Source organism: Corynebacterium sp., assembly GCF_022712195.1.
Lineage (GTDB): Bacteria > Actinomycetota > Actinomycetes > Mycobacteriales > Mycobacteriaceae > Corynebacterium.
On record NZ_JALAGY010000091.1, the window covers coordinates 1 to 24,034 of the forward strand.

Consider the following 24,034-nt stretch of genomic DNA (forward strand, 5'->3'; position numbering starts at 1 on the left):
ACCCCGTCGTCCCCCGGCGTCCCGCCGTCCCCGGCAGGAACCAGCCACGACAGGTCACCCCCGGACGTGTTGACGCACAGCACATGCGGCATCGCCCCGGTGTAACGAATCACCGACACCGACGCCGGGTCGGCGTGCACCCGCTGGAAATGGTCGAACGGCATGCCGTACGCGTCGGCGATGACGGACTTGATGACATCCCCGTGGCTCACCGCGACCCACACCGCGCCGGTGCCGTGCTGCTCCTCGACGGCGGCGTCGTGCCCGCGGATGGCGGCCACTGCCCGGGCCTGCATGTCCACCAGCGCTTCGCCGCCGGGGAACACCGCCGCCGACGGCTGGCCGACCACGGTCGCCCACAGCTCCTCCTTGGCCAGGTCGGCGAGTTTCCGGCCCTGCCACTCGCCGTAACCGCACTCGGTGAGCCGGTCCTCGGTGGTGAAGGAGGGGGAGCCCTGCTGCCGGTCGAGGATGGTGCGCGCGGTCTGCCGGCACCGCTCCAACGGGCTGGAGACGATGCGGGACAGGGGAACGTCGGCGAGACGGGTGGCGGTGCGGTCCGCCTGCCGGTGACCGGTGTCGTCCAGAAGGACGCCGGGGGTCCGACCGGCGAGGACGCCGTCGGTGTTCGCTGTGCTGCGTCCGTGCCGGACCAGGATCACTGTGGCCATGGGGTCGAGGTTAGTCCGGGCGGGGCAGGTGGCGCAGGGGGCCGGACGGACCCGGCACCGGAACGGAGCGCCTGCCGTTCGCCCCCGGAATCGCCACCCCGACCTCGCCGACTCCGGCACCGTGACCCCGGGCGCTACACTCTTCCCCGATGGTAATCATGCGTGCGGAGGCGGCCTATCAGCGGACGGCGGCGGCCTTCAAGAACCCGACCCTGGACCTGCTGCACGGCAGGTACGCGCCCTTCGTGGTCGCGGCGTTGTCGCTGATCTTCACCCCGGACCGTCCCACCGTGGCGATCTCGGACGCGCACGTGGAGGTCGGTGACATCGTCGACGAGCTCCGTGCCGCCGGCTACGACGAGGACGACCGCAGCGGCGGACGAGGCGGACGCGGCCTGCCGTCCGGCAACGGCCGGGAGATCTGCCGTTACTGGGTGCGTGTCGGTTGGCTGGTGCCCCAGATCGAGGATGACGTCGAGGTCTACCGGCTCTCCGCCCAGGCCGTCGGCGCCCTGGAGATCGTGGGTCGCAGTGGTCTGGGGCGCGCGCGGGTGTCCCGCTCCCGTGTCCGGACCCTGCTGGACGCTGTGGACCAGCTCGCCCACGCCGCCGAGACCGACCCACAGGAGCGCATCGCCACCCTGCAGGCCGAACGTGCGGCGATCGACGAGGAGATCGAGAAGCTGGAACGGGGGGAGATCGACCCCGTCGACGACGACCAGCTGCTCGAGGAGGCGGAGAACGTGGTCCACCTCTCCCGTGAGCTTCCCGCCGACTTCGCCCGGGTGGCGGAGTCCATCAACGCCATGCAGCGCGACGTGGTCGCCGACCTGCGCCGGGACGTCCGGCCGACCGGCGAGGTGCTGCGGGAGTACCTGCACCGCGGGCAGCACGTCATGGAGGCGACCCCGGAGGGGCGTGCGTTCTCCGGCGCGCTGAACCTCATCGGTGACCCGGAGAACATCGACCACCTCACCGACCAGCTCAGCATGCTCATGGCTTTGCCGTTCTCCAGGCACATGAGCGCCGAGCAGCGTCGTGAGCTTCTCGCCATCGCCCGTCGGGTGGAGCAGGGGGTGCAGGAGGTGCTCACGGCGCAGCGTCGGGCCTCCCACGTGATCACCGCGCAGGTACGTACCCACGACCCTGTGCGTGACCGGGAGGTCGACGACCTGCTGCGCAGCGTCATGTCCGGGCTGCAGACCTGGATGCAGGAGACCAGGGCGGATTCCCGGGCGCAGGACGCGGTGGAACCGTTGCGGAGTTTCCCGACCGCCCACCTGGGCCATCTGCGTCAGACTCTCAACGACCTGCACGAGCCCGGTGCCCCGGAACCGCTGCGTCACGGGGAGGACGACCCGGACGTCGAGTTCCTCCACGCCGACACCCGTGCGTGGGGTGGTCCGCACTACCTGGAGCTCGAGGAGTTCGTCGCCGGTCTGGACGGACCGTTCGACCTGGCCACGGCCTTCGGCGGGGTGCCCGACGACAGCCGTCGTCCCGTGGATCTGCTGGGGCTGCTGGAGATCGCCCACCGCAACGGCTTGGAGGAGAATGACGACGTCTCCGTCGTCGAGACACTGCGCCCTGACGGGACCGTCCGCCGCTTCGCCTTCGGCGCCGTCACCGCCACCGCCCGGCCTGCACAAGGAGCTGAGGAATGACAGAGAACGATCCCTTCATCGACACTGTGGCGATGGAGCGGGACCCCGACGAGTGCTTCGCCGGTGACAGGGGAGTACTCGACCCGGAGGTCCGGCGGGTGCTGGTGCGGCTGCTGCAGCGTCGCTTCCTGCAGGCCGAGCGCAACCGTGACGACTGGAAGATCTTGATGGACAACCAGCAGGTCATCGAGTCGCGGCTGCACGACCTGTTCGTGCGGCTGGTGGTGGACTCCGACCGTGGGGTCGCCTACAAGCAGCAGGTGCGGTCCGATGAGCTGGACGTGCCCATCCTGCTCCGCGACGAGCCCTACACCCGCGCCGAGACCCTGGTGCTGGTCTACCTGCGCACCGTCTACCAGCGCGAGTCCACCGCCGGTGAGCTCGCCGCCCGGGTGGACGTCGAGGAGGTCGAGCAGACCGTGATGACCTACTTCACCGAGGCCAACGGCGACATCGCCCGACGGCAGAAGCTGATCCGCAATGCGTTGGGCCGCCTCCGTCAGGAGGGTGTGATCGACGAGGAGACCGAGGGCCGCTACCGCATCAGCCCTCTGGTCGAGATCGTGCTCAGCGCCGACCGGCTCCGTGAGCTGCAGCGCTGGCTGCAGGAACAGACGGCGCAGAACCAGGCGCAGGGAGGAAACGGACTGTGACCATGCTCGACACGTTGTTCGGACTGGTGCCGGCGGAGTCCCGCGGGCAGCAGTGGCTCGCCGATGAACTCCACCTGGTCAACTGGGGAGGCTACGACGGTGCCCACCGGGTGAGGTTCTCGCCCGAGGCCACGCTGCTGTGCGGCGGCTCCGGCTCCGGCAAGTCCACGCTGATGGACGCCTACATCGCGCTGATGATGCCGCACACCACCCCCTTCAACGGGGCGTCCAACGGCGGGGTCACGGGGCGCCCGCGCGGCGAGGACCAGCGCAACATCCTGTCCTACGGCCGCGGCAAGATCGACGAGTCCCGTACCGACGACGGCACCCAGGTCACCGTGCTGCGCGGTGACGGCTGCGACACGTGGACGGCCGTGTCGATGACCTGGCGGGACCACGACGGTTCCCGGTTCACCGCCGTGCGCGCCTGGTACATCCCGGCGTCCGCCCGGGTGCTGGAGGACACCGTGAAGGTGCGCGGTGTGGTCGAGGGCGACTTCGACCCGGCCTCGCTCGAGGACGCGGCGTCCCGGCGGCTCGCCGACTCCGCGGTGAAGGAGGCAGGTCTGGAGACCATGGCCACCGACCGGGAGTTCCTGGCCCGGGTGCACTCGGTGCTGGGCATCGGCGCGGCGGGTGCGGGGGCCAAGGCGATGAGCCTGCTGGCCCGCATCCAGGCGGGTCAGCAGATCACCACCGTGGACGAGCTCTACAAGCGTATGGTGCTCGAGGAACCGGAGACCATGGCCACCGCCGACGCCGTCGTGGCCCACTTCGACGAGCTGGAGAGCACGCGTGCCCGCATGGTCACCGCGCAGAGGCAGGTGCGTGTGCTGCAGCCGGTCCGCGGGATCCGGGCGAAGATAGAGGACGCCGCCGGTCGGCTCCGGCTGCTCGACGAGATCGGACGGTTCTCCGACCCGACCTCCCTGGCGTCGCTGTGGCGTACGGAACGCCGGCTGGAGCTGCTCCACGAGGCAGAGACCGAGGTCCGGACACGGAAGAAGGCCGCGGACGCGGAGGTCCGCGCCCAGACCGCCCTGGCAGAGGCGGCGGAGGTGGAGCGCGACGGACTGCTCGAGGTGTTGCGCCACTCCGGTGGCGACCGGCTCGACACCGCGGAACGGGAACTGGCCCAGGTGGAACGTCGCCTGTCCGCCGTCCGTCAGAACCGTGCCCGGTTCGACGAGAACACGGCCTGCCTGGACTGCACCGTCGGGTCGGAGGCGGAGTTCACCGCCCTGGCCGAGCGTGCCCGTGCGGCACTTGCGGACCCGGGCGCCAAGACCTCCGCGCGCGACGGCTACGCGGAGACCCGGGTGGAGCTGAAGAATCTGCGCCGTCGGCTGGCGGAACTGGAGACCGAGCAGCGGTGGACCGGCCAGCGTCGCGACAACATCCCCGAGCGGCTGCACGTCGCCCGCCGGATCCTCGCCGACGCCGCGGGACTGTCGATCGAGGACCTGCCGTTCGTCGGTGAGCTCATCGACGTCTCCACCGAGTACGAACCCTGGCGGGAGGCGTTCAACCTCGCCCTCGGCGGATTCGCCACCACCATGCTCATCGACGCCGCCGACCTGCCCCGCTTCCGTGCGGCGGTGGAGTCCGTGCGCACCGACGTCCGGCTACGCTACGAGGGCGTGCACACCGGCTTCGGCCAGCGCGCGGGTCTTGATCCGCAGCGGCTCCCCGGCCGGCTCGACTACCGGGAGACCGCCTTCACCGGGTGGCTGCAGGACCGGCTGGAACGCCAGTTCGGGTTCCACTGCGTCGACTCCGCCGACGGCCTGGCCGCTCGCCAGCCGGCGTTGACGATCACCGGCCAGGTCTCCCAGGGCGACCGTGGTGCCCACGGAGGTCACGGCGGCCGCAATGTGCTGGGCTTCTCCAGCCGACGACGGCTCGCGGAGCTGGACGAGGAGATCGCCTCCCTGCGGGAGCGGATCAGTGCCGCCGAGGACGCCGAGCGTCGGGCCGGTGCCGACCTTGACGAGCTGGACGCCCGCCACGCCGCCTACGCGCGTGTGACGGACGTGAGCTGGGACCAGATCGACGTCGCCACCGTGGAGGCGGAGCGTGACCGGTGGGCCGGGGTGATCGCCGAGATCACCGACGGCAGCCCTGAGATCTCCGACCTGCAGCGGCAGATCGCCGCGCTGAAGGACAAGGTCACCCGGCTGCAGGAGAGCACCGGCCGGGCCAAGGGCGAGCAGGAACGCCTGGCACGGCAGTGGGCCGACACCGTCGACGAGGTCGACGCCGCCCAGCAGGCACTCGACGAGGCGGAGAGCGAGGAGCGCTCCCTCAGCGACGCCCAGGCGTCCTACCTGAACGAACGCTTCGACCCGCCGGCGGGCGGGGACCGGGCAGGGTCGGGCAACGGTTCGCGGCTGGCCCGGTTCGACGCCGCCCTGGACACCGCCTCGCGACGACTGGAGGACGACCGGGCGGCCGCCCAGGCGACCGTGTCGGAACAGCGGGAGACGCTGCGCCGCACCATGGAGACCTTCCTGGACACCTGGCCGAACCCCACGCTGCGTGCCGACCCGGACACCTCCCTGAAGGACTTCGAGCGGATCCTCGAGGACCTGGAGACCAGCGGACTTCACCAGTTGGAGGCGGAGTGGCGGAACAGTCTGCTGACCCTGTCCGGCAACGACCTGACCAACCTCGACTCCACGCTGGGGCGTGCCCTGCGCGAGATCCGGGAACGCATCGAACCGATCAACCGGATCATGGAGGACCTCCCGTTCTACGACGACGACCACCGACTGCAGATCGTCCCGCGTGAGAACCAGTCGGAGGTGCGGCGACGGTTCCGCAAGGACCTGCGCGACGTGCGACGTCTCATCGAGGACGCCACCGGCGACGCAGAGCGCGAACAGGCATACGAACGAATGTCACGGCTGATCAACAGGATCCGCAGAGACGCCCCGGACTTCGCCGACCTGGTCGACGTACGCAACCACGTGCGGGTCAGCGCGGAGAAGATCCACGCCGAGACCAAGGAGCATGCCGCGCTCTACGACCACATCGGGGAGAAGTCCGGTGGAGAGTCACAGGAGCTGATCGCCTTCATCGTCGGTGCCGCCCTGCGGTACCAGCTGGGTGACGCCGACGCGGAACGCCCGCGGTATGCACCGGTGTTCCTTGACGAGGCGCTGATCAAGGCGGACGCGCACTTCACCAAGCGCGCGATCGGCGCCTGGCGTGGACTGGGGTTCCAGCTGGTCATCGGTGCACCGAACGACAAGTACAGTGCGATCGAACCGCACGTGGACGTCGAGTACGACATCCTCAAGGACACCCGGGGCCGGTCGTGGGCGAAACCGAAGGTGGCGTTGCCGGCCTAGGGGCTGTCGGCCGTGAAGGCCCTCAACGATCCGGCGCACACCACCAGCGCGACCAGTGCGACGGTGCCGTCCGTCGCCGCGCCGGCGGCTGTCACCTCGTCGAAGTCCGACAGAGAAACCACGGTGTCCAGCAGGATCAGCAGGGTGCCGAGGAACAGCAGGGAGACGCTACCGGTCACCCCTCCGACACGGAGGACGTGACAGAGCCAGGCCGCCCCGATGAGGAGCGGCCCGAGAATGAGTGAGACAAGGAACACCGGGGCGACCGCCGCCGTCGTCTCCGTCGTCCTACTGCTGGGTGGTGTTGACGATGTAGAGGTCGCAGGGCGCCTCGGCGGCGACCTTGCGGGCGATGCTGCCGAGGATCCGTGAGATGCCCTGGACGTGCTTGTTGCCCACGACGATGGTGTCGGCGTCGACCTTCTTCGCCACGAGCAGCAGCACGTCCGCGGGTGTCCCCTCCACCGCGGAGGCGTGGACCGTCAGCGACGGGTGGGTCTCACGCAGGACGGCGGCGACGGAGTCGGCGACCTCCTGGGCGGCGTGGGCGTATCCGTCGGTGAGTTTCTGGTAGGCGGCTGAGGCGCCGGGGCCCATGTTGGTGCTCTTGGCGGCCTGCAGGGAGACCGAGGCACTGATGCTGTACGCGGAGAGGACGTGCAGCTCCGCGCCGATGCCGTCTGCCAGCTCCGCCGCCTTCTGGGCGGCGGCCAGAGCCGTCTGGCTGGAGTCGACCCCGGTCACAATAGTCTTCGTCATCGTGTGCCTTTCGGAGAGGTGTCGGGGACACCGCGGTAGTTTATGTTCCGACAGTGTAGCGTGTCCCGACCGGTCAGCGGTGGGTGGTGTGCACGATGTACAGGTCGCACGTGGCTTCGGCGGCGACCTTGCGGGCGACGCTGCCGAGGATGCGGGAGAATCCCTGGACGTGCTTGTTGCCCACCACGATCATGTCCGCAGACAACGCCCGGGCCTGCCGCACGAGAACCTCCGAGGGGGTCCCCTCCTGGGCGGAGGAGACGATCGTCAACCCGGGGTGGGCCTCCCGGAGGACGCCGGCGACCGCGTCGGCGACATGCGCCGCGGCACGGGCCTGACCGTCGGTGAGGTTCTGGTACGCCACCGAGGTGGACAGGCCCAGGTCCTTGGTCTTGAAGGACTGCAGGGTGTCGGCGGTGCTGATGCTGTAGGCGGAGAAGACGTGGAGCTCGGCACCGAGGCCCTCCGCCAGCTCCGCGGCCTTGCCGGCGGCGTTGAGGGCGGTCTGGCTGGAGTCCACGCCGGTCACTATCCTCCGGGTCGTGTCGGTCATCGTGTGCCTTTCTCGTTGTCGGTGTGTGCCGTGGCGGTGGGAGCTGTGGAGTCTGTGGAGTCTGTGGAGTTCGGGGCTTCGGCGTCAGGCCCGGGGGCAGACTGCATGATCTCCTCCGCCTTCTCCAGCAACTTGGGCCTCCGGACGGCCTGCCAGACGGCGAAGATGATGGAGGCCACGGTCAGGATGCCCAGGACCAGCGGGATGGGCTCGAGCATCCAGGTGAAGCTGCCGTTGTTGATGATCATGGCGCGGCGGAAGCCGGACTCGGCGATCGGGCCGAGGATGACGCCGATGATGAGCGGAGCGAGCGGGAAGCCGCCCTTGACCATGAGGTAGCCCAGGATCGCGGCCATGAACATCACCAGCACGTCGAAGATGCTGGAGCGCATCGCGTAGGACCCCACCACGGCGAGGACGATCACAGAGGGCCAGAGGAGCCGCGGCGGGACAGACTCGATGAGCTTCACCCAGAAGCTCACGCCGAACCACCCGAGGATCAGCAGGACCAGATACACCAGGGCGAAGCCGATGAACAGCCCGTAGATCAGGTCCGGGCTTCCGGTGAACAGGGTGGGACCCGGCTGCAGGCCGTGGACGGTCAGTGCACCGATCAGAACGGCGGAGGTCACGTCACCCGGGATACCGAGCGTGAGTGTCGGCACCATGGCACCGGCGGTGCCGGCGTTCTTGGCGGACTCCGCGGCGGCGATTCCCCGTGGTTCCCCCTTGCCGTACCTGGACTTGTCCTTGGCGGCGCGCTTCGATTCGTTGTAGGCGACGAAGGCGCTGATGTCCCCGCCGACACCGGGGATGATTCCGATGATGAAACCCACGGCTGAGCCCAGGAGGCTGGAGGGTGCGAGCTTGCGTAGCCAGGACGGGGTGGCCCGGAACTTCTCAGGCTTCATCTTGAGGTTCAGCTTGGATACCCGCTCGACCTGGAGGAAGGCTTCGGAGACGGCGAACAGGCCGATCATCAGCGGGATGAAGGAGATCCCGGAGATCAGGTCGGCGTTGCCGAAGGTCAGCCGGGGGAAGCCCTGGATCGTGTCGAGACCGATCATGGCGATGCCCAGGCCGAGGAATCCGGCGATCAGCCCCTTGACCATCCTGCCCTCGGAGATCGAGGCGATGATGGTGAGGGCGAACAGGGCGAGCATGAAGTTCGCCGAGGAGCCGAAGCCCAGGGCGAAGTCGGCGATGACCGGGGAGAAAAAGGCGAGCAGCAGCACTCCGATGAACCCGCCGATGCACGACGCGAGCACGGAGATCTTCAGCGCCTGGACGCCTTTACCCGCCATCGCCATGGCGTGGCCGTCGGCGACTGTCGCCGCTGACGCCGGGGTCCCCGGGGTGCGGATGAGGATCGCGGGAATTGAGCCCGCGTACACCGCGCCGCCGTAGATGCCCAAAAGCAGCATCATCCCGGCCAGCGGTTCCAGGGCGAAGGTGAAGGGGAGAAGAAGGGCCACTCCCACGGTGGCGGAGATACCGGGGAGGGCGCCGACCACCATTCCTATGAGAACGCCCAGGACCAACATGATCATGACCTGAAAGTCTGCGACGGCGCCGAGGCCGTCCATCCAGTTACTCATGGCATAATCCCCTCAATGACGCCGGTGGGGAGGTAGACACCCAGGGCGTCGGTAAACAGGTAGTAGACGGCGACCGAGACGACGACCGGCACCAGGACAAGACGGACGATGCTGCGGACGCCCATGATCAGCAGTCCGATGACCATGAAGATCAGAGTGGACAGCGTGAATCCGAGTGGGGTGAGGGCGAAGGTGTACGCCACACCCGCGACGACGATCAGGATGGTACGCACCCTGGAGCCGGCGTCGGGAAGGAAAGTGTTCTTCTCGGAGTTGAAGACCAGCATGATGCCGAGAACGACCAGTGCCGCGCCGATCAGGCGGGGGAGTGCCGCGGTGCCCGGGTCCTCCGGCTGTCCGGGTTCAGGGAATCCGAAGGCCTGGACGAGGAGGAAGGCACCGAGAGCGACGATGAGTCCGGCGATGATCCGGTCGCCGAGAAGTGAACCGTCCTTCACCGGCGGGTCGACGGGTGCAGGTGGTGCGGTGCCGGCGGGTACGCCGGAGGGTGTTCCGGTGGGGGTGGACATCAGTTACCTCCCAGTCCGGCGTCGTCGACGACGGTTTTGTAGCGGTCGTACTCCTCGGCGAGGAAAGTGTCGAAGTCGCCGGCGTCCTTGTACTCCTGGGTGAACCCGAGGTTGTCCATGTAGCTGGAGAATCCCTCGGACTGGCGTGCCTCGTTGAAGCACTCGTTGAGTTCTTCGACAGCTGCGTCGGGGGTGCCGGCCGGTGCGAAGAGACCAAGGATGGCGTAGCTGGTCCAGTCCATTCCGGCTTCCTTGAGGGTGGGGACGCCGGGGAGGATGTCCTCGAGCCGCTCCTCACCCGCGATGGCGAGGGCCCGGAGCTGGTCGCCCTCGACGAAGGGGGCGATCTCGGCCGCGCCCACGGAGACAGCCTTGGTCTCGTGGCCCATCACGGCCTGGAGGGCGCCAGCGGCGCCGCCGTAGGGGACGTTGCGGATGTTGGGCTGGTTCGCCTCCTGTGACAGACCGGCGAAGCCCATGTGGTAGATGGAGCCGGTGCCGGAGCTGGCCATGGTGACGTCCTCGTCGGTGGTCAGCAGTTCCTCGATGTCATCGATGTCGGAGTTCGGCGGTACGCCGTAGGCGATCGGCTGTTCGCTGTACTGCATGATTCCGCGGACGTCGTCCGGGCCTATGGGTGACACTCCCAGGTGAGGGAGGATGGACAGCTCGATGGACGCTACCCCGATGGTGTTTCCGTCGGGTGCGGATGAGGTCACGGACTGGAACCCCACGGTGCCTGAGCCGCCAGTCTCGTTCCGGATGATGACGTCGCGCCCACAGGTCTGCTGAGCGTAGATCGCGAGCTGGCGGGCTGTGCCGTCAGCTGAACCTCCGGGATTGAAGGGAACGACGAGGTTCAGGGGAGTGCCGCTGCCGGAGGATCCCTCCGAGTCGTCGTCGGCACTGCAGGATGTCAGCGCCAGGGCGCCGATCAGTGTGAGTGCCCCGACAGTGCGGCGGGCCTTCCTGCCTGTTCTTCGTTGTGTTGGGATCTGTCCACTCATGTATGTGTCCTCTGGTCTCCACGTCAGTCACGGGCACTGTTCGCTGTGCGCACGATCGTTCGCTTTATGCCTAAAACTTACCCCATGAAAAGTGTCTGTCACAACATCGCGAGGAAAGAGCGATGCAGATCACACTGCGGTGGGTGTGGTGCCGATGTAGGCGCCATGAAGAATCACGAAGTGAATAATCTGTTCCTGTGGGCGAGCGTCCACCGCGGAACCGGACTTGACCCTGATGCAGCATCAACCCTGCATGCTGTACCGGAGCCCCGTGGTCACAGCGGGGACGGTCTTCGCCCTCCTCGGCGCCGACGACCTGTTGGCGCGGTTCGCGCTCACCGGCGCAGGGGACCGCCGAGTGCCCACCTACTCCGGCGGGATGCGGCGGCGACTCGACATCGCGATGGGCAACATCGGCGACCCTCCGGTGGTCTTCCTCGATGAGCCGACCACCGGACTCGACCCGGAGCGGCGCAGGGAGGTGTGGCGGACGGTCGGGGACCTCGCCGACCACGGCACCACGGTGCTGTTGACGACGCAGTACCTCGAGGAGGCGGAGGCGCTCGCCGACAGGATAGCGATCCTGCACCGGGACGGATCATCGTCGACGGCACGCTGGACGAGCTGAAACAGAACCTGCCACCGGCCCAGGTCGAGTACGTGGAGCGCCGGCCGTCGCTCGAGGACGTGTACCTCGCCCTGGTCACCGGGGAGGAGCGGCCATGAGAACCCACGTCGTCGCCGAGACCGCGGCACTCACGGGGCGGTCGATGAAACATGTCGGCAGAAGTCCGGACACCGTCATCACCACCGCGGTCATGCCCGTGGCGATGATGCTGCTGTTCGTGTACGTCTTCGGCGGAGCCATCGACACCGGGGGAGTCTCCGACCGGTACATCGACTACATGCTCCCCGGAATACTGCTGGCCACCGTGGCGACGGGAGTCTCCTACACAGTGCTCCGGATCCACGCCGACCTGAACGGTGGATTCTTCGACCGCTTCCACTCACTGCCTATCAGCCGGTCGGCCGCACTGTGGGCGCACGTCCTGACCTCCGTGGCCTCCACCGCGGGTTCGCTCGTGATGGAGGTCGCCGCGGCTCTGCTCATGGGCTTCCGGTCTGGTGCTGGTAAGTGCCGGTGTACCTCTGGCCCGGGTGGAGGAACTTCTCGAGACCGATGCCGGGGAGTTCTCCGGGAAGGTGCTTGAGATCGACGGTGCGCTTCGCCAGAAGATCGCTCGTCTGCAGGACACCCGGCCTCGGCTCGGCCGACTTGCCGCGGGGGAGCAGATGGCCCTCCCGGACAGCGTGGTCCGCTACCTCGACCGCAGCCGGGACCTCGGCGTGAGTGAGCGCTACGTCGCCCTGGAGCGCGACACATGGATCATGGTCGCGGCGCAGGTGCCGGACGACATCGAGGAGATCATGCGTGAAAAACGCCGTGACCTGGAGAAGCCGGACACCGTGCGCCTCCACAGTCTGCTCAGAGGGGCACCGGACTGGGACGCCGACGACAAGCGGGTCGTCGAGGTCGTCGAGGTCGTCGACATCCTCGACCGACTCTTCACCGACGCCGACGAGAAGGGCTCGCTGAACCAGGAGGGACTGGACTCCCCGTTCATCAGTCTCTTGGACGCGACGATGGTCGAGTCCGCTCCCGCGGCTGCACGGATAGTGGAGTTGCTGGCGAAGCGGGGATGGGACGGGTGGACTCGTATGGAACGCCGTCCGGACGGTGACGCGTGACCGGGACACGGCCGGAACGGAAGACGAGGAGAACGCGGCAGTGACTGGGTCACACGCTGTTGCGGCGTTCCACCACGAGGATCCGTGCCTCGGGAGCGGGATGGGCGACATGGGCGTCGCCGATCTCCACACAGCACACCGTTCCTGGTGTGAGATGTTCGACATGCTCCTGGCCGTCGACCCGGTAATGCATGTCCACAGCACCGTCGAGGACGACGAAAATCTCCGGGCCGTCGTTGACGTGCCAGATGTAGGGCTCGTTCGTCCAGTGAAGTTTGGCGGTTGCGGTATCGAACTCCCCGAGGTCGAGAGAGCCCCACGGGCGGTCGGCGGTGAAGGTCCCTGCGTCCATGAATCTCATGAGGTGCTCCGTTCCAGGTGATTGTGGTCAGTGACGACATCGACCGTCGTCTCCCCGAGAACCCGCCCGTTCGCCTGGACCTCGATGAGATGGGGGCCCGGGTGGATCGTGCGGATCGAGACGTGTCTGAACGCGTGCCGACGGCTGAAGGCGACCGGGGCACAGGCGGGAAGGTCACGCACAGCAAGCTTGAACACTTTGCCGGCCTTCGCCCCGCGCGCTCCCTGGTAGTGAACCACATAGTCGACCGCCGCTCTCGTCGGGACCGGTGCCTGCAGGGTGAAGGAGATGGTGGTGGTCTCGCCGATCCGGACTGTCGACGGGGTGCAGTACAGGTCGGTCAGCTCGATCATGGCGTCGTGGTCGAATCCGAGGACGGCGAGGGCCCCCGGGTCTCCCTGTTTGACCAGGGTGCGCAGCCCGTGGCGCACCACGTAGCCGTCCTGGGCGGGCCTGTGGGCCCACCGGCGGGCGGTTTCCAGCGCGACCCTCGGGTGGTCCTTGCTGATGTCGTTGAGGTGGTTGGCCACCGAACGTCGGACGTAGAGCGAGTCGTCGCCGGCCAGGTGGTCCAGGAGCTCCAGGGGATCGGTGGGGTCCTCGATGAAGCGGTGGAGACGCCCCGCCGAGGGCAGCCGCGGTCGGGTCCCTTCGGAGACCAACCGTCGGACGTGCTCGTCCGGACTGGTGACCCATGACCTCAGGTGCTCGATCGTGATGTCGTAGTGGGTGTCGATGAAGGGCCGTATCGCGAACTCAGCGGTGTAGCGGGAGGTCAACGTAGCCAACAGTGGCAGTGCCAGGTCGGGGCGGTCGAGCATCGCCGTGGCGACGTACTCGTTGACCGGCATGGTCGCCCAGCCCCGTAGGACCTTGTCCTGGGAGTGGTCGTCGTGCTCGACGGCGTCGCGGATCAGCTGAGCGGCATCGTCGGGGGACGCCGGCAGGGCGGCGGCGAGAGCGTCGGCGATCCGGGACACCCGCGCCTTCAGCTCCAGGCCGTCCAGCCCTCCCGAGGCACGCTGCCGGAAACCGGCGCTGTCGAAGGATGTGGAGACCGCGGACAGGGCACCGGCGAGGCGTTCGACCAGCAGGGGAGAGATCTCGTCCTTGAGTTGTGCCATGCGGTCAGCGCCCGGGTAATTCCCGCAGCGGGGTGTGCGCTGAGGGGAGCTGATCGGCGGGGAGGATTCGCTTCGCAGTCGGCCTCAGAGGCATGTGGACCACCCTTTCGTCCCGGTCAATGTATCATGCACCGGGCGCCGGTGCCGGTCGGAACTCGTAGGGCTGTCCGGGGTGGGCGCGGCGCCAGGTCATCATGTCGTGGAAGATCGCGGCGGCCGGACGGCCGTCGCGCAGTCCGTCGTCCGCGGGCGACGTGTCGGTACCGGCCTCGGATACTGTGTCGGTGTCGGTGCCGGTGCTGTCCCTCACCCCGGGCAGCAGCGCCTGCGCCAGGAAGGACGGGTCCACGGTGGCCGCACCGACGTAGCGTGCCGCGTGGGCCCGCTCGGCGTTGATCCGGGTCCAGTCCACCGTCCAACCGGCGTTCCGGAGCATCTGGTCGAAGAAGAACCGCTGGGTGCGGCTGTTGCCGTCCTGGAACGGGTGCACCATCGTCAGCTCGGCCCAGTGGTCGGCGACGGTGCGTACCGCGGCGGCACGGTCTGTGGTCGAGGGGGTTCGGCGCGCGATGTCACGGAACACCCGTTCGAGTTCGTTGTCCACGTACTGCGCCCGGCACATCGCCATGCCCATCGCCCCGACCTCGGTGGTCCGGATCTCTCCGGCCCAGGGGTAGACGTCCTGCATCAGGTAGGTGTGGACGCGCACGAGGTCCGTGCGGGTGAAACTGGACAGCGGGTCCGCGTTCTCCAGTTCCGCGAGACGGCGGGCCGCGGTCTCGCCGGCGAGTGTCTCCAGCTCGGTGATGTCGGTGATGCCGAAGTGGTTCTCCGGGACGGTGCCACCGTGCAACGCCATGTGTCAGTTCCTCCCCGCGGCCAGACGTCGACGCAGGTCCTCGGCGTGCTCTGACCCGCCGTAGCCCCGGTTCTCCAGCAGCTCCAGCACGGAGCGGTCGGCGTTGGTCCGGTCGCGGATGATCCGGTGGACCTCTGAAGCGGTCTCATCGCTGAGCGGCTGGCCGGCCATCGTCATGGACGCGGCGACGGCGGCGACCTTCTGTTCCTCGGTGCGGGGGTCTGTCACGGTTGTTCAGCCTTCCTGGGTCGTGGTTCGGGGCGCGGCCACCCGGCGGTACACCTCGCGCATCGGCGCGGAGTCCGTCCGGATGCCGGAGGGGTCCAGGAACGTCGCGGCCGAGGCACGGATCCAGTCCTCACAGCTCACCCGGCAGAAATGCAGGTCCATGCCGTGTCGTCGGGCCAGGTCCGCCATGAACAGCCGCGAGGCGCGGCCGTTGCCGTCGCGGAACGGGTGGGCGAAGTTCAGGTCGGTGTGTATGTCCGCCAGTGCGTCCACCGTCTGGTCGACGTCGGCGTCGCCCCAGTCGAAGCCGGTGATCCTCCGGTCGAGCTGGCGCATGTACATGCTCATGCTGTGGTGGTCCCCGAACCCGTGGGTCCCTTTCATCATGTTCACCACCCGGGGCTCACCGGCCCACGGGTAGATCTGCACGAACAAGGCCCGGTGGATCGACGACAGCCGTTCAGCGGTGGTGGTGCCCTCGACCGGGAGTTCCCCGGAGGCGAGCGCCAGGCCCCGCCCGGTGGCGACGGCGTGTTCCACGGTGTCGAGGCACCCGGGCTCCCGGATGCCGAGCAGGTTCCTCATCACGGTGGAGCCGGGGTAGAAGTAACTCCGCCAGACATCGGGCTGCGGTGCCGGCCCCGGCGCCCGGTCCTGTGCTCTCACGTCCCCGGCCACCAGTGCCACGAGGTCCTCGACCTCGTCGTCGGTCAGGGAGGACGGTCCGTCCCGGCCGTGGCGGTCCGCCAGTCCCTGCATGTCCGCGGCAGTGGGTTCCCAGCCTTCGAGGACGCTGCTGTGGGCGGCCTCGACAACCGCCCCGGTACTGTCGTCGTCCATCCCGGCGAAGACCCCGGGGAATGCGGCACGGTAGCTGTCGATTCCTGCCAGCGTGGTGAAATCGGTCATGGTCTACACCTCTCCGCGACGGTCCAGGACCTCTATTCTACGGCGGCGGGGGACTCGCCGCGAGGGTTTGCGCTGCCAGCGGCAGGGTGGTCACCGGTGTGTGACGTATCCTCGCCACCATGGACGACGCACCCGTGCCCAGCCGGCGAACCGTGCATCTGCTCGTCCTGGCGCTCGGCCTTCCGACGTTCCTCGTCGCCATGGGCAACCTGGTCATGACGTTCGCACTTCCGGAGATTCGGGACGCTTTCACCGCGAATGCCGCCCAGCTGCAGTGGGTGCTGAACTCCTACACCCTGGTTTTCGCGGCACTCCTGCTGCCCGCCGCCGTCGCCGGGGACAGGTGGGGTCGACGTCGCGTCTTCGTCACGGGGCTGACTGTGTTCACCGTGGCGTCGCTGTTGGCGGTCTTCAACGGGGCGCTGTGGATGCTGGTCCTGCTCCGTGCGGTACAGGGCGCGGGGGCTGCAGCGGTGGTGCCGCTGGCCATGACGCTGCTCGTAGACCACGTGCCGGAGACCCGACTCCCTGCGGCACTGGGAGCGGTGTCCGCCGTCAACGGTCTGGGCGTGGCCGTCGGTCCGGTGGTGGGAGGAGCAGTGACCCAGTGGGGCAGCTGGCCGATGGTCTTCTGGATGAATGTCATCGTCGGTGTCGTCGCGCTCCTTCTTGTCCTGTGGGCGGTGGATGAGGTCCCGGACACCGCCGCCGGGGATGCGGACACCGTCAGCACGGTCCTGGTCGGGGGCCTGGTGCTCGGCCTCGGCTGGCTGCTGGCGGAGGTTGGTCTGGAGTCGGGGGCCCCGGGAGGCCAGGTGCTTCCTCTGTTGATCACGGCCCTGGCAGCCGTCGCACTGGTTCTGCGCAGGAACCGGCCCGGGTACCTGTTGGGTGCCCCACTGCTGCGCGACCGCACCTTCGTTCTCGCGGGGGTGGTGGCATTCCTGTTCTCCGCAGGTGTGTTCGGAGCGGTCTTCGCCCTGAGTTTGTTCATTCAGATCGTCCGTGACCAGGGTGCGCTCGACGCCGCGCTCTGGGCGGCACCCTGGACACTCTCGCCTGTCCTCGTCGCCCCGGTGGCGGGGTTCCTCACCGGCAAGGTCGGGATGCGTGTCGTTCTCACCGGCGGGCTGGTGTTGCAGGTCGCTGCGATCTGCTGGTTCGCCGTCGGTGTGGGGACGATGACGAGTGCCGCCGACGCCTTCGCCCCGGCCTTGCTGGCGGGCGTCGGTATGGGGCTGGTCTTTCCCTCGCTTGCGGCCGCGGTCTTCGTCGGCAGGGACATCGGCGAAAGGGGACTGGCCTCGGGGGTCAACAACACCCTCCGGCAACTCGGGACCGCCGTGGGCGTCGCCGTCACAGCCGCCGTGATCGCCGGCGGTGGTGACGTCACCGCCGACGTGCTTCAGACAGGAGTGCGTCCCGCCGTCCTGGTCTGTGCCGCGCTGACGGCCCTGGCGGCCTGCACGGCCGCGGTACTACCCTCTCGGCTGAACGCGAGGTGAGGGTCGCGCACCGGTCCAGTGGAGTGCCGTCCACAGTGCGCCGACTGAGCCGATCGCCACGAGGGTCCACGCGGTGGCGGACAGTCCTGTCGCCACGCTCAACGCCCCGGCCAGCGGGTAGGTGGCCAGGAAGCAGGCATGAGACAGGGAGAACTGCGCGGCGAACAGCGCCGGGCGGGTGGTCTCTGTGCTGTTCTTCTGCACGATCTTCGACGACGGGGTCAACATCAACGACACCGTGGCGCCCTGGGCGCACCAGGCCGAGACCAACGGCCACCAGGCGTCAGCATCCACCGCGACAGGAATCACCGCGGCGATCACTGCCAGGACCACCAGGGAACTCACGGCACCGGAGAGCATCGCGGTGGTGTCGGCGATTCTGTGCAACAGCCAGGGCACGGTCAACGCGACGAGCATCGATCCGGCACCGAAAGCGCCCAGCATCACCGCCAGATCAGTGTCGTCCCGGCCCAGGCTGCCGCGGACCAGGACCACGGTGTTGATGATGACCATGCCCTGCACGGCGGCGACGGTGAGGTTGATCCCCTGCAGTCCGCGGAGCTGCCGGTTGGCGATGAACAGACGTGCCCCACTGGTCAGGCGGGTGAGGAACGGGTCCTCGCTGGAGGTGGTGACACCCGGGAGCAGGGTTCCGGCGACCAGCACCGCCGAGACGAGGAAACCGGCCACGGTGCCGAGAAACAGGTTGTTGTAGCTCATCACGGTCAACAACGCCGCGGCGAGCATCGGGCTGACGACGGATTCCAGATCATAGGCCAGCCGGGACAGTGACAGTGCCCGGGTGTAGTCGTCCTCCCTGGTCAGGACTGAGGGGATCACGGCCTGGAATGCCGGGGTAAAGGTCGCTGAAGCTGACTGCAGGACGAAGATCAGCACGTAGATCTGCCAGGTCTGACCGACAAACGGTAGGCACAGGGCCACGGTGGCTCGGATGATGTCGGTGCTGACCAGCAGGGGTTTACGGGGCAGGCGAGCGGTCAGGGCGGTGATGAGCGGGGAGACGGCGACGTAGGCGAGCATCTTGATCGTCATCGCGGTGCCGAGCACTGCGCCGGCGGCGTCGCCTGCGATGTCGAAGGCGAGCAGGCCCAGTGCAACGGTCAGCAGACCGGTGCCGAGGAGGGCGATGACCTGGGCGCAGAACAGGCGACGAAAGACGGTGTGTGCCAGGACTGTCGCCATGGTTCTATGTCGCTGATCCGTGGCGGTGTGGCGGGAGCTGCCCGTTCGAGACCGTGTGCTCGGCCTGCTTGACGGCCTCGCTGACCAGGTTGAAGACGTGCTCGTCGGCGAGCCGGTACCAGACCCGGGTGCCGTCCTGGCGGGTGGTGACCACGCGCGCCATCCGCAGGCGTGCGAGGTGCTGGGAGACCCCTGAGGCGGATTTGCCGACGATGTCGGCCAGGTCCCCGACGGAGAGCTCACCGTGGCGGTGCAGTGACAGGACGATACGGACCCGGGTGGGGTCGGCAAGGAGGGAGAAGACCTCGGCCGCGAGTTCGACGTAGTCAGAGTGGGGGTCCAGTCCGCATATCTTCTTATCTTCGTGCATACGCATATAGTAACACGAAGTGGTCGGGGTGTGGCACCGTGCGGGGTCGTCAACTGTGGTCGAGGACTCGACCGGTGCTCGCTTGCGGTGTGAGGTCGAGTCGGCGCAACAGCTGGGCGTTGATCGCGACAACGACGGTGGAGGCGGACATGAGGATTGCCCCGACGCTCATAGGCAGCACGAAACCGACCGGTGCGAGAACACCTGCCGCTAGAGGCACGGAGATGAGGTTGTAGCCGGCGGCCCACCAGAGGTTCTGTGTCATCTTCCGGTAGGTGGCCCGGGACAGCTCGAACACCGACAGCACGGAGCGGGGATCGGAGGAGGCGAGGACCACCCCGGCCGAGCCGATCGCCACGTCGGTGCCGGCGCCGATGGCGATGCCGACGTCGGACTGCGCGAGCGCGGGGGCGTCGTTGACGCCGTCTCCGACCATCGCGACCTTCCGTCCCTCGCCCTGCAGCTCGGCGACCTTGGCCGCCTTGTCCTCCGGGCGCACGCCGGCGAAGACGCGGTCGATGCTGAGCTCCCGGGCCACCGTGTCCGCCACGGCCTGGGCGTCTCCGGTGATCATGACCACCTGGGTGCCGACGGCGTGGAGGGCGTCGACCGCGTCGCGGGACTCCGGACGGATCTCGTCGGCCAGCCGCAGTGCGCCGATCACCTCACCGTCGGCGAGGACGTGGAGGATGATCGCACCTTCCCGCCGCCATTCGTCGGCGACCTGGAGCTCATCGGCGGATCGTCGATCGAGCAGGTGGGGGCCGCCGACCTCGATGACCACGTCATCCACCGTCGCCTTCACCCCCACGGCCGGGGACGAGGAGAAGTCCGCGGCCCCGTGGATGTCGAGCCCTCTGCTGTGGGCGGCGCCGACGATCGCCTGGGCCAGCGGGTGCTCGCTGTCGGACTCCGCGGCGGCGGCCAGTGCGAGAACCTCGTCCTCACCACGGCCACCCGTGGGTTCGATGCCGGTGACGGTGGGTTCGCCCTTGGTGAGGGTGCCGGTCTTGTCGAACAGCACCGTGTCGACGGAACGCATGGATTCGAGCGCGAGCCGGTCCTTGATGAGTACGCCGCCACGTGCCGCACGTTCGGTCGCGATCGAGACGACCAGCGGGATCGCCAGGCCCAGGGCGTGCGGGCAGGCGATGACCAGGACGGTGATGGTGCGGACGACGGCGTCGTCGGGCAGCCCGAGCGATGCCCAGACGGCGGCGGTGACGATCGCAGCGCCGAGTGCGAACCAGAACAGCCATGCGGCCGCCGTGTCGGCGACTCGCTGGGCGCGGGACGACGATTCCTGGGCGTCGGTGACCAGCTTCCGGATGCCGGCCAGGGCGGTGTCGTCTCCTGTGGCCGTGACCTCGATGCGCAGCCCGGAATCGGTGGCGACGGTGCCGGCGACCACCAGTTCACCGTTCGCGCGGCGGACCGTCGCCGACTCACCGGTGACCATCGACTCGTCCATCGACGCGGACCCGTCGACGATCTTGCCGTCGGCCGGCACCGAGGAGCCGGGCCGGATGATCACGACGTCACCGACGGTGAGGTCGGCGGGGGAGACCGTCACGACTGTGTCGCCGTCGACTTTCTCGGCCTCGTCGGGCAGCAGGGCCGCGAGGGAGTCCAGTGCGGAGGTGGTCTGGGCCAGGGAGCGCATTTCGATCCAGTGGCCCAGCAGCATGATCACCACCAGCAACGCCAGCTCCCACCAGAAGTCCAGCTGGTGACTGAGCAGGTGCAGGCTTGCACCCCACGAGGCGAGGAACGCCACAGTGATGGCCAGGGCGATCAACAGCATCATGCCGGGCCGGCGGGAACGGATCTCACCGATCCCGCCGGTCAGGAACGGCCGCCCTCCCCAGAAGTACATGACTGTGCCGAGGATCGGCGAGATCCACCGGGCCCACTCCGCACCGGGTAACCCGTAGCCGATGAGGTGGGCGAACATGTCGTTGAAGACGATGACCGGGACAGCCAGGACCAGCATGATCCAGAAGAGCCGACGGAACTGGCCGACGTGGTCGCCGTGGCCTGCGTGCCCTGTGTGCTCTGTGTGCTCGTGGTTACCGTGTTCCGCGTGGGTGTCGTGCTTCTCGTTCATCTCCGGTCCGCTTCTTCCCGGTCTTCTCTGATGCTCATCTGTGGTTCGGCGTCCTGGTGGCCTCAGGCGTTGCGACTGCTTCGCCGTGGGCTACCGACAACTCCACGATATACCCCATGGGGGTATCTGTAAACGGGAGTGTGACGCGGGCGCGACGGCCGGGACAACCACCACCGGGAGAGCATCGGTTCCGTGCCCGGGTCAGGGACGGGGCCGCCATCCTGTCCTCTCTGCCGTGCGGTACAGAGTGACCCACTGGTCCGCGGTGAGGTCCCGGGGGAGCGCCGTCGGGCGGAGCTTCTCCGAGCGCAGCCAACGCTGCAGCGACGACGATGCCTTTCTTCCGCCGAGAACGCGGTTCGCGATGTCGCGGATGCCCCGGCCTCTGCCGGTGAACACGGCGTGGACGAAGGCGCGGTAGGAGGACATCGACGACTCAGGTAGCAGGGGAACGGTCCGCCGTTCCACGGTCATCAGGCCGGCATCGACTCCGGGTGACGGGGTGAAGGCACGGGCGGGGATCCTGCCGTGCAGCGCGAAGGTGTACCAGGGCCACCATTGGGCGGTCATCATCGTCGCACCGCCGACGCCGGCGCGTCGTCGGGCGACCTCCCACTGGACCACCAGGACCGCACGGGTCCAGGCGGGAGCATGGAGCAGCTTGCGCAGTACGGCGGTAGTGAGGTGGAAAGGCAGGTTCCCGACCACCACATGGGGATCCTTCGGAAGCCGGTAGGCCAGGAAATCGCCGGCGACGAGGGTGACGTCGGGCAGTTTTCGGGACAGGCGTCGGACCTGCTTCGGGTCGATGTCGATGCCGGTCAACGGTCGTCGGAGCCGGGCGAGTGGTCTGGTGAGTGCGCCGGCACCCGGCCCGATCTCGATGATCGGTCCGTCGGTGCCGTCGACCAGCGCGATCACGTCGTTGACGGTGTCTCGGTCAGTGAGGAAGTTTTGGCCGTACTCGTGTCGGCCGCCGTTGTAGGTCGGCATAGTGTTCTGGAACTCCGGATGATCGGGGTGATCCGGGCAGGCGGAATGGGCCACCCGGCTGATGACGCGGAGCGGCGGAGGGCCTGTCGTGGTGAGGCCGCGCCGCTACAGGGCGCGGATCCTCGTCACTGCTATTCCCAGGGAACACATGGCCGACACACTATCAGAACGGCCCGGGTGACTCGTCCGGTCTCGACATCACCGGAGGTGGCGCAGGGCCACGAGGAATCCCTCTCACCCGTCTCCCAGGATGAACTCCGCCGCCTTCTCCCCGATGGCTATCGACGGGGCGTTGGTGTGGCCACGGATGATCTCCGGCATCACCGACGCGTCAGCGACCCGCAGACCCTGCACACCCCGCACCCTCAGGTGCGGATCCACCACGGAAGCCTCGTCCGTGCCCATCCGCGCGGTGCTCGTCGGATGGTACAGCGTGTGGGAGGCGCCGGTGAGCGCCTCCTCGCACCGTTGCTCAACCGTCATCCCCTCCCCGCCCTCCGGGACGATGAACCGCTCGCCGCGACGCGACCGCAGTGCCGGGGCATCGAGGATCCTGGAGCAGATTTCCAGCCCCGCCAGCATCGTCGCCCGGTCCCGTCCGCCAGGGTCACTGAGATAGCGGGGATCGATGACCGGCTTCTCCGTCGGGTCGGCGGAGGCCAGGGTGATCTCCCCGCGGCTCTCGGGCTGCAGCAGGATCGGCCCCATGGTCAGCCCGTGTTCGGGGATGCCGGTGAGTCCCTCGTTCACGTAGGCCACCGGGGCGAAGATGATCTCCAGGTCCGGGGAGTCCAGGTCCGCCCGCGAGCGGACGAAACCGTAGGCCTCGGCCACGTTCGAGGTCAGCAGTCCGCGGCGCCGTGCCAGGTAGCGGGCGACATGCGGCAGCTTCGTGGCGTCGAGCAACGTCCCGCCGTCGGCGGTGACGGCGAAGAGGGACACCAGGTGGTCCCGAAGGTTCCTGCCGACCTCGGGCGAGGCCACCACCGTCTCGATGTCGTGCTGCGCGAGGTGGCCCGGGTCCCCGATGCCCGAGAGCATCAGCAGCTGCGGCGTGTTCACCGCCCCGCCGCACAGGATCACCTCGCGCCGGGCCCCGGCGGACCGTTCCCGCCCGTCGTGCAGGTAGTCGACACCCTCCGCCCGGTGGTCGGTGACACGCACCCGGGTGGTGTGGGCGCGGGTGCGTACCGTCAGGTTCGGCCGGAGTTCCGCCGGACGCAGGTAGGCCGTCGCAGCACTGGACCTGGCACCGTTGAGCTCGGTGACCATCGTCTCGGTGAATCCGTCGGGGGCCTCGGCGTTGGCGTCCTCGACGCGGTAGCCGGTCTCTGTCACCGCCCGCAGGAAGGCTGCGGTGTGTCCGTTCGGGTCGCGTTGGCGCTCCACGGAGACCTCCACGCGGTCCAGGGCCCGGGAGATCTCCTGCCAGGACCACTCCGGCCCGGCGAGCTCGGCCCACCGGTCATAGTCCTCGGCGAAGCCGACGACCCACATCAGCGCGTTGATGGATGAGCTGCCGCCGAGGACCCTGCCCCTGGGCCAGTAGATCGACCGGTCGCGCAGGCCGGGTTGGGGAGTGGTGGTGTAGTCCCAGTCGAACTCGGAGCGGAAGGTCCGGGAGAAGGCGGCGGGCACGGTGACCCCCTGGCCCTTGTCCTCGCCACCGGCCTCCAGCAGCAGGACCGACCGGGAACCGTCGGCGCTGAGCCGGTTGGCCACCGCGCAGCCGGCCGAGCCGGCGCCGACCACGATGTAGTCGAACGTCTCCGGGGCAGGTGTGGTGCTGGTCATCGGAACCTCCGTGCTGGTGGACTGTTTGAGTACGAAAGTAGCGG

The 24,034-nt window shown here is 68.2% G+C and carries 23 protein-coding genes and 1 pseudogene; 7 read left to right on the forward strand and 17 right to left on the reverse strand.

The window, feature by feature from the left end:
- Positions 1-671: histidine phosphatase family protein (locus tag Q0A34_RS12610; RefSeq protein ID WP_291480349.1), on the reverse strand; the 671-nt coding region annotated here is incomplete at its 3' end.
- A gap of 149 nt (positions 672-820) precedes the next feature.
- Between Q0A34_RS12610 and Q0A34_RS12615 the strand changes: the two genes are divergently transcribed.
- The 3 genes from Q0A34_RS12615 to Q0A34_RS12625 are packed head-to-tail and all read left to right on the forward strand — an operon-like array spanning position 821 to position 6,341.
- Positions 821-2,335: a DUF3375 domain-containing protein gene (locus Q0A34_RS12615; RefSeq protein WP_291480350.1), complete on the forward strand. Its 1,515-nt coding sequence runs from the start codon at positions 821-823 to the stop codon at positions 2,333-2,335.
- Entirely contained in the window at positions 2,332-2,988 is a 657-nt protein-coding gene (locus tag Q0A34_RS12620) for a DUF4194 domain-containing protein (protein WP_291480351.1), read from the forward strand. Before Q0A34_RS12615 ends, Q0A34_RS12620 begins: the two co-directional genes overlap by 4 nt.
- A 2-nt stretch (positions 2,989-2,990) precedes the next feature.
- Positions 2,991-6,341, forward strand: a complete 3,351-nt coding sequence (locus Q0A34_RS12625) for an SbcC/MukB-like Walker B domain-containing protein (protein ID WP_291480352.1) — start codon at positions 2,991-2,993, stop codon at positions 6,339-6,341.
- On the opposite strand, the gene Q0A34_RS12630 is transcribed toward Q0A34_RS12625, so the two are convergent.
- The 6 genes from Q0A34_RS12630 to Q0A34_RS12655 form a co-directional block, all read right to left on the reverse strand.
- Entirely contained in the window at positions 6,338-6,520 is a 183-nt protein-coding gene (locus Q0A34_RS12630; protein ID WP_291480353.1) for a hypothetical protein, read from the reverse strand. The genes Q0A34_RS12625 and Q0A34_RS12630 overlap by 4 nt on opposite strands.
- A gap of 109 nt (positions 6,521-6,629) precedes the next feature.
- Entirely contained in the window at positions 6,630-7,100 is a 471-nt protein-coding gene (locus tag Q0A34_RS12635) for a universal stress protein (RefSeq protein WP_291480354.1), read from the reverse strand.
- 73 nt (positions 7,101-7,173) lie between these two features.
- The gene (locus tag Q0A34_RS12640) at positions 7,174-7,653 is read right to left on the reverse strand and encodes a universal stress protein (RefSeq protein WP_291480355.1); all 480 of its coding nucleotides are present in this window, start codon (positions 7,651-7,653) and stop codon (positions 7,174-7,176) included.
- Entirely contained in the window at positions 7,650-9,251 is a 1,602-nt protein-coding gene (locus Q0A34_RS12645; protein WP_291480356.1) for a tripartite tricarboxylate transporter permease, read from the reverse strand. Before Q0A34_RS12645 ends, Q0A34_RS12640 begins: the two co-directional genes overlap by 4 nt.
- Positions 9,248-9,781, reverse strand: coding sequence for a tripartite tricarboxylate transporter TctB family protein (locus tag Q0A34_RS12650; RefSeq protein ID WP_291480357.1), 534 nt, complete (start codon positions 9,779-9,781; stop codon positions 9,248-9,250). The genes Q0A34_RS12645 and Q0A34_RS12650 overlap by 4 nt, the downstream gene beginning before the upstream one ends.
- Positions 9,781-10,788: a tripartite tricarboxylate transporter substrate binding protein gene (locus Q0A34_RS12655; RefSeq protein ID WP_291480358.1), complete on the reverse strand. Its 1,008-nt coding sequence runs from the start codon at positions 10,786-10,788 to the stop codon at positions 9,781-9,783. The genes Q0A34_RS12650 and Q0A34_RS12655 overlap by 1 nt, the downstream gene beginning before the upstream one ends.
- Before the next feature lie 307 nt (positions 10,789-11,095).
- Here Q0A34_RS12655 and Q0A34_RS12660 point away from each other — a divergent pair.
- The 3 genes and pseudogenes from Q0A34_RS12660 to Q0A34_RS12670 form a co-directional block, all read left to right on the forward strand.
- A pseudogene (locus Q0A34_RS12660) lies at positions 11,096-11,514 on the forward strand (ATP-binding cassette domain-containing protein); the annotation flags it as partial.
- Positions 11,511-11,999, forward strand: coding sequence for an ABC transporter permease (locus Q0A34_RS12665; protein ID WP_291480359.1), 489 nt, complete (start codon positions 11,511-11,513; stop codon positions 11,997-11,999). The pseudogene Q0A34_RS12660 and the gene Q0A34_RS12665, both read left to right, overlap by 4 nt.
- Positions 11,947-12,537 (forward strand): hypothetical protein, encoded by a 591-nt coding sequence (locus Q0A34_RS12670; protein ID WP_291480360.1) that lies wholly within the window; start codon positions 11,947-11,949, stop codon positions 12,535-12,537. The genes Q0A34_RS12665 and Q0A34_RS12670 overlap by 53 nt, the downstream gene beginning before the upstream one ends.
- A 49-nt stretch (positions 12,538-12,586) precedes the next feature.
- Here the strand turns inward: Q0A34_RS12670 and Q0A34_RS12675 are convergent, their stop codons facing one another.
- The 5 genes from Q0A34_RS12675 to Q0A34_RS12695 all read right to left on the reverse strand — a co-directional run bounded on the left by Q0A34_RS12675 (position 12,587) and on the right by Q0A34_RS12695 (position 16,018).
- On the reverse strand, positions 12,587-12,898 hold the full coding sequence (locus tag Q0A34_RS12675; protein WP_291480361.1) for a cupin: 312 nt from the start codon (positions 12,896-12,898) through the stop codon (positions 12,587-12,589).
- On the reverse strand, positions 12,895-14,022 hold the full coding sequence (locus tag Q0A34_RS12680; RefSeq protein ID WP_291480362.1) for a DNA alkylation repair protein: 1,128 nt from the start codon (positions 14,020-14,022) through the stop codon (positions 12,895-12,897). Before Q0A34_RS12680 ends, Q0A34_RS12675 begins: the two co-directional genes overlap by 4 nt.
- A gap of 124 nt (positions 14,023-14,146) precedes the next feature.
- Entirely contained in the window at positions 14,147-14,881 is a 735-nt protein-coding gene (locus Q0A34_RS12685; RefSeq protein WP_291480363.1) for a Fic family protein, read from the reverse strand.
- Positions 14,882-14,884: 3 nt separating this feature from the next.
- Positions 14,885-15,109: a hypothetical protein gene (locus Q0A34_RS12690; RefSeq protein WP_291480364.1), complete on the reverse strand. Its 225-nt coding sequence runs from the start codon at positions 15,107-15,109 to the stop codon at positions 14,885-14,887.
- 6 nt (positions 15,110-15,115) lie between these two features.
- Positions 15,116-16,018: a Fic family protein gene (locus tag Q0A34_RS12695; protein WP_291480365.1), complete on the reverse strand. Its 903-nt coding sequence runs from the start codon at positions 16,016-16,018 to the stop codon at positions 15,116-15,118.
- A gap of 119 nt (positions 16,019-16,137) precedes the next feature.
- On the opposite strand from Q0A34_RS12695, the gene Q0A34_RS12700 reads away from it, so the two are divergent.
- Entirely contained in the window at positions 16,138-17,523 is a 1,386-nt protein-coding gene (locus tag Q0A34_RS12700) for an MFS transporter (protein ID WP_291480366.1), read from the forward strand.
- On the opposite strand, the gene Q0A34_RS12705 is transcribed toward Q0A34_RS12700, so the two are convergent.
- From Q0A34_RS12705 to Q0A34_RS12725, 5 genes are all read right to left on the reverse strand, one after another.
- Entirely contained in the window at positions 17,497-18,726 is a 1,230-nt protein-coding gene (locus Q0A34_RS12705) for an MFS transporter (protein ID WP_291480367.1), read from the reverse strand. The two genes, Q0A34_RS12700 and Q0A34_RS12705, sit on opposite strands and share 27 nt — an antisense overlap.
- Positions 18,727-18,730: 4 nt before the next feature.
- Complete coding sequence (locus Q0A34_RS12710; RefSeq protein ID WP_291480368.1) at positions 18,731-19,096, reverse strand: metalloregulator ArsR/SmtB family transcription factor; 366 nt, start codon at positions 19,094-19,096, stop codon at positions 18,731-18,733.
- Between the two features lie 49 nt (positions 19,097-19,145).
- Positions 19,146-21,203 (reverse strand): heavy metal translocating P-type ATPase, encoded by a 2,058-nt coding sequence (locus Q0A34_RS12715; RefSeq protein ID WP_291480369.1) that lies wholly within the window; start codon positions 21,201-21,203, stop codon positions 19,146-19,148.
- A 201-nt stretch (positions 21,204-21,404) separates the two neighbouring features.
- The gene (erm, locus tag Q0A34_RS12720) at positions 21,405-22,196 is read right to left on the reverse strand and encodes a 23S ribosomal RNA methyltransferase Erm (protein ID WP_291480370.1); all 792 of its coding nucleotides are present in this window, start codon (positions 22,194-22,196) and stop codon (positions 21,405-21,407) included.
- Positions 22,197-22,430: 234 nt separating this feature from the next.
- Positions 22,431-23,990, reverse strand: coding sequence for a GMC family oxidoreductase N-terminal domain-containing protein (locus Q0A34_RS12725; protein WP_291480371.1), 1,560 nt, complete (start codon positions 23,988-23,990; stop codon positions 22,431-22,433).
- Positions 23,991-24,034 lie beyond the last annotated feature (44 nt).

Bases quoted from the DNA above. Each gene is read 5' to 3' on its own strand.
- Q0A34_RS12615 (WP_291480350.1), top strand. From the start codon at position 821: ATGGTAATCATGCGTGCGGAGGCGGCCTATCAGCGGACGGCGGCGGCC.
- Q0A34_RS12620 (WP_291480351.1), top strand. From the start codon at position 2,332: ATGACAGAGAACGATCCCTTCATCGACACTGTGGCGATGGAGCGGGAC.
- Q0A34_RS12625 (WP_291480352.1), top strand. From the start codon at position 2,991: ATGCTCGACACGTTGTTCGGACTGGTGCCGGCGGAGTCCCGCGGGCAG.
- Q0A34_RS12635 (WP_291480354.1), bottom strand. From the start codon at position 7,100: ATGACGAAGACTATTGTGACCGGGGTCGACTCCAGCCAGACGGCTCTG.
- Q0A34_RS12640 (WP_291480355.1), bottom strand. From the start codon at position 7,653: ATGACCGACACGACCCGGAGGATAGTGACCGGCGTGGACTCCAGCCAG.
- Q0A34_RS12645 (WP_291480356.1), bottom strand. From the start codon at position 9,251: ATGAGTAACTGGATGGACGGCCTCGGCGCCGTCGCAGACTTTCAGGTC.
- Q0A34_RS12650 (WP_291480357.1), bottom strand. From the start codon at position 9,781: ATGTCCACCCCCACCGGAACACCCTCCGGCGTACCCGCCGGCACCGCA.
- Q0A34_RS12655 (WP_291480358.1), bottom strand. From the start codon at position 10,788: ATGAGTGGACAGATCCCAACACAACGAAGAACAGGCAGGAAGGCCCGC.
- Q0A34_RS12665 (WP_291480359.1), top strand. From the start codon at position 11,511: ATGAGAACCCACGTCGTCGCCGAGACCGCGGCACTCACGGGGCGGTCG.
- Q0A34_RS12675 (WP_291480361.1), bottom strand. From the start codon at position 12,898: ATGAGATTCATGGACGCAGGGACCTTCACCGCCGACCGCCCGTGGGGC.
- Q0A34_RS12680 (WP_291480362.1), bottom strand. From the start codon at position 14,022: ATGGCACAACTCAAGGACGAGATCTCTCCCCTGCTGGTCGAACGCCTC.
- Q0A34_RS12685 (WP_291480363.1), bottom strand. From the start codon at position 14,881: ATGGCGTTGCACGGTGGCACCGTCCCGGAGAACCACTTCGGCATCACC.
- Q0A34_RS12695 (WP_291480365.1), bottom strand. From the start codon at position 16,018: ATGACCGATTTCACCACGCTGGCAGGAATCGACAGCTACCGTGCCGCA.
- Q0A34_RS12700 (WP_291480366.1), top strand. From the start codon at position 16,138: ATGGACGACGCACCCGTGCCCAGCCGGCGAACCGTGCATCTGCTCGTC.
- Q0A34_RS12705 (WP_291480367.1), bottom strand. From the start codon at position 18,726: ATGGCGACAGTCCTGGCACACACCGTCTTTCGTCGCCTGTTCTGCGCC.
- Q0A34_RS12710 (WP_291480368.1), bottom strand. From the start codon at position 19,096: ATGCACGAAGATAAGAAGATATGCGGACTGGACCCCCACTCTGACTAC.
- Q0A34_RS12715 (WP_291480369.1), bottom strand. From the start codon at position 21,203: ATGAACGAGAAGCACGACACCCACGCGGAACACGGTAACCACGAGCAC.
- erm (WP_291480370.1), bottom strand. From the start codon at position 22,196: ATGCCGACCTACAACGGCGGCCGACACGAGTACGGCCAAAACTTCCTC.
- Q0A34_RS12725 (WP_291480371.1), bottom strand. From the start codon at position 23,990: ATGACCAGCACCACACCTGCCCCGGAGACGTTCGACTACATCGTGGTC.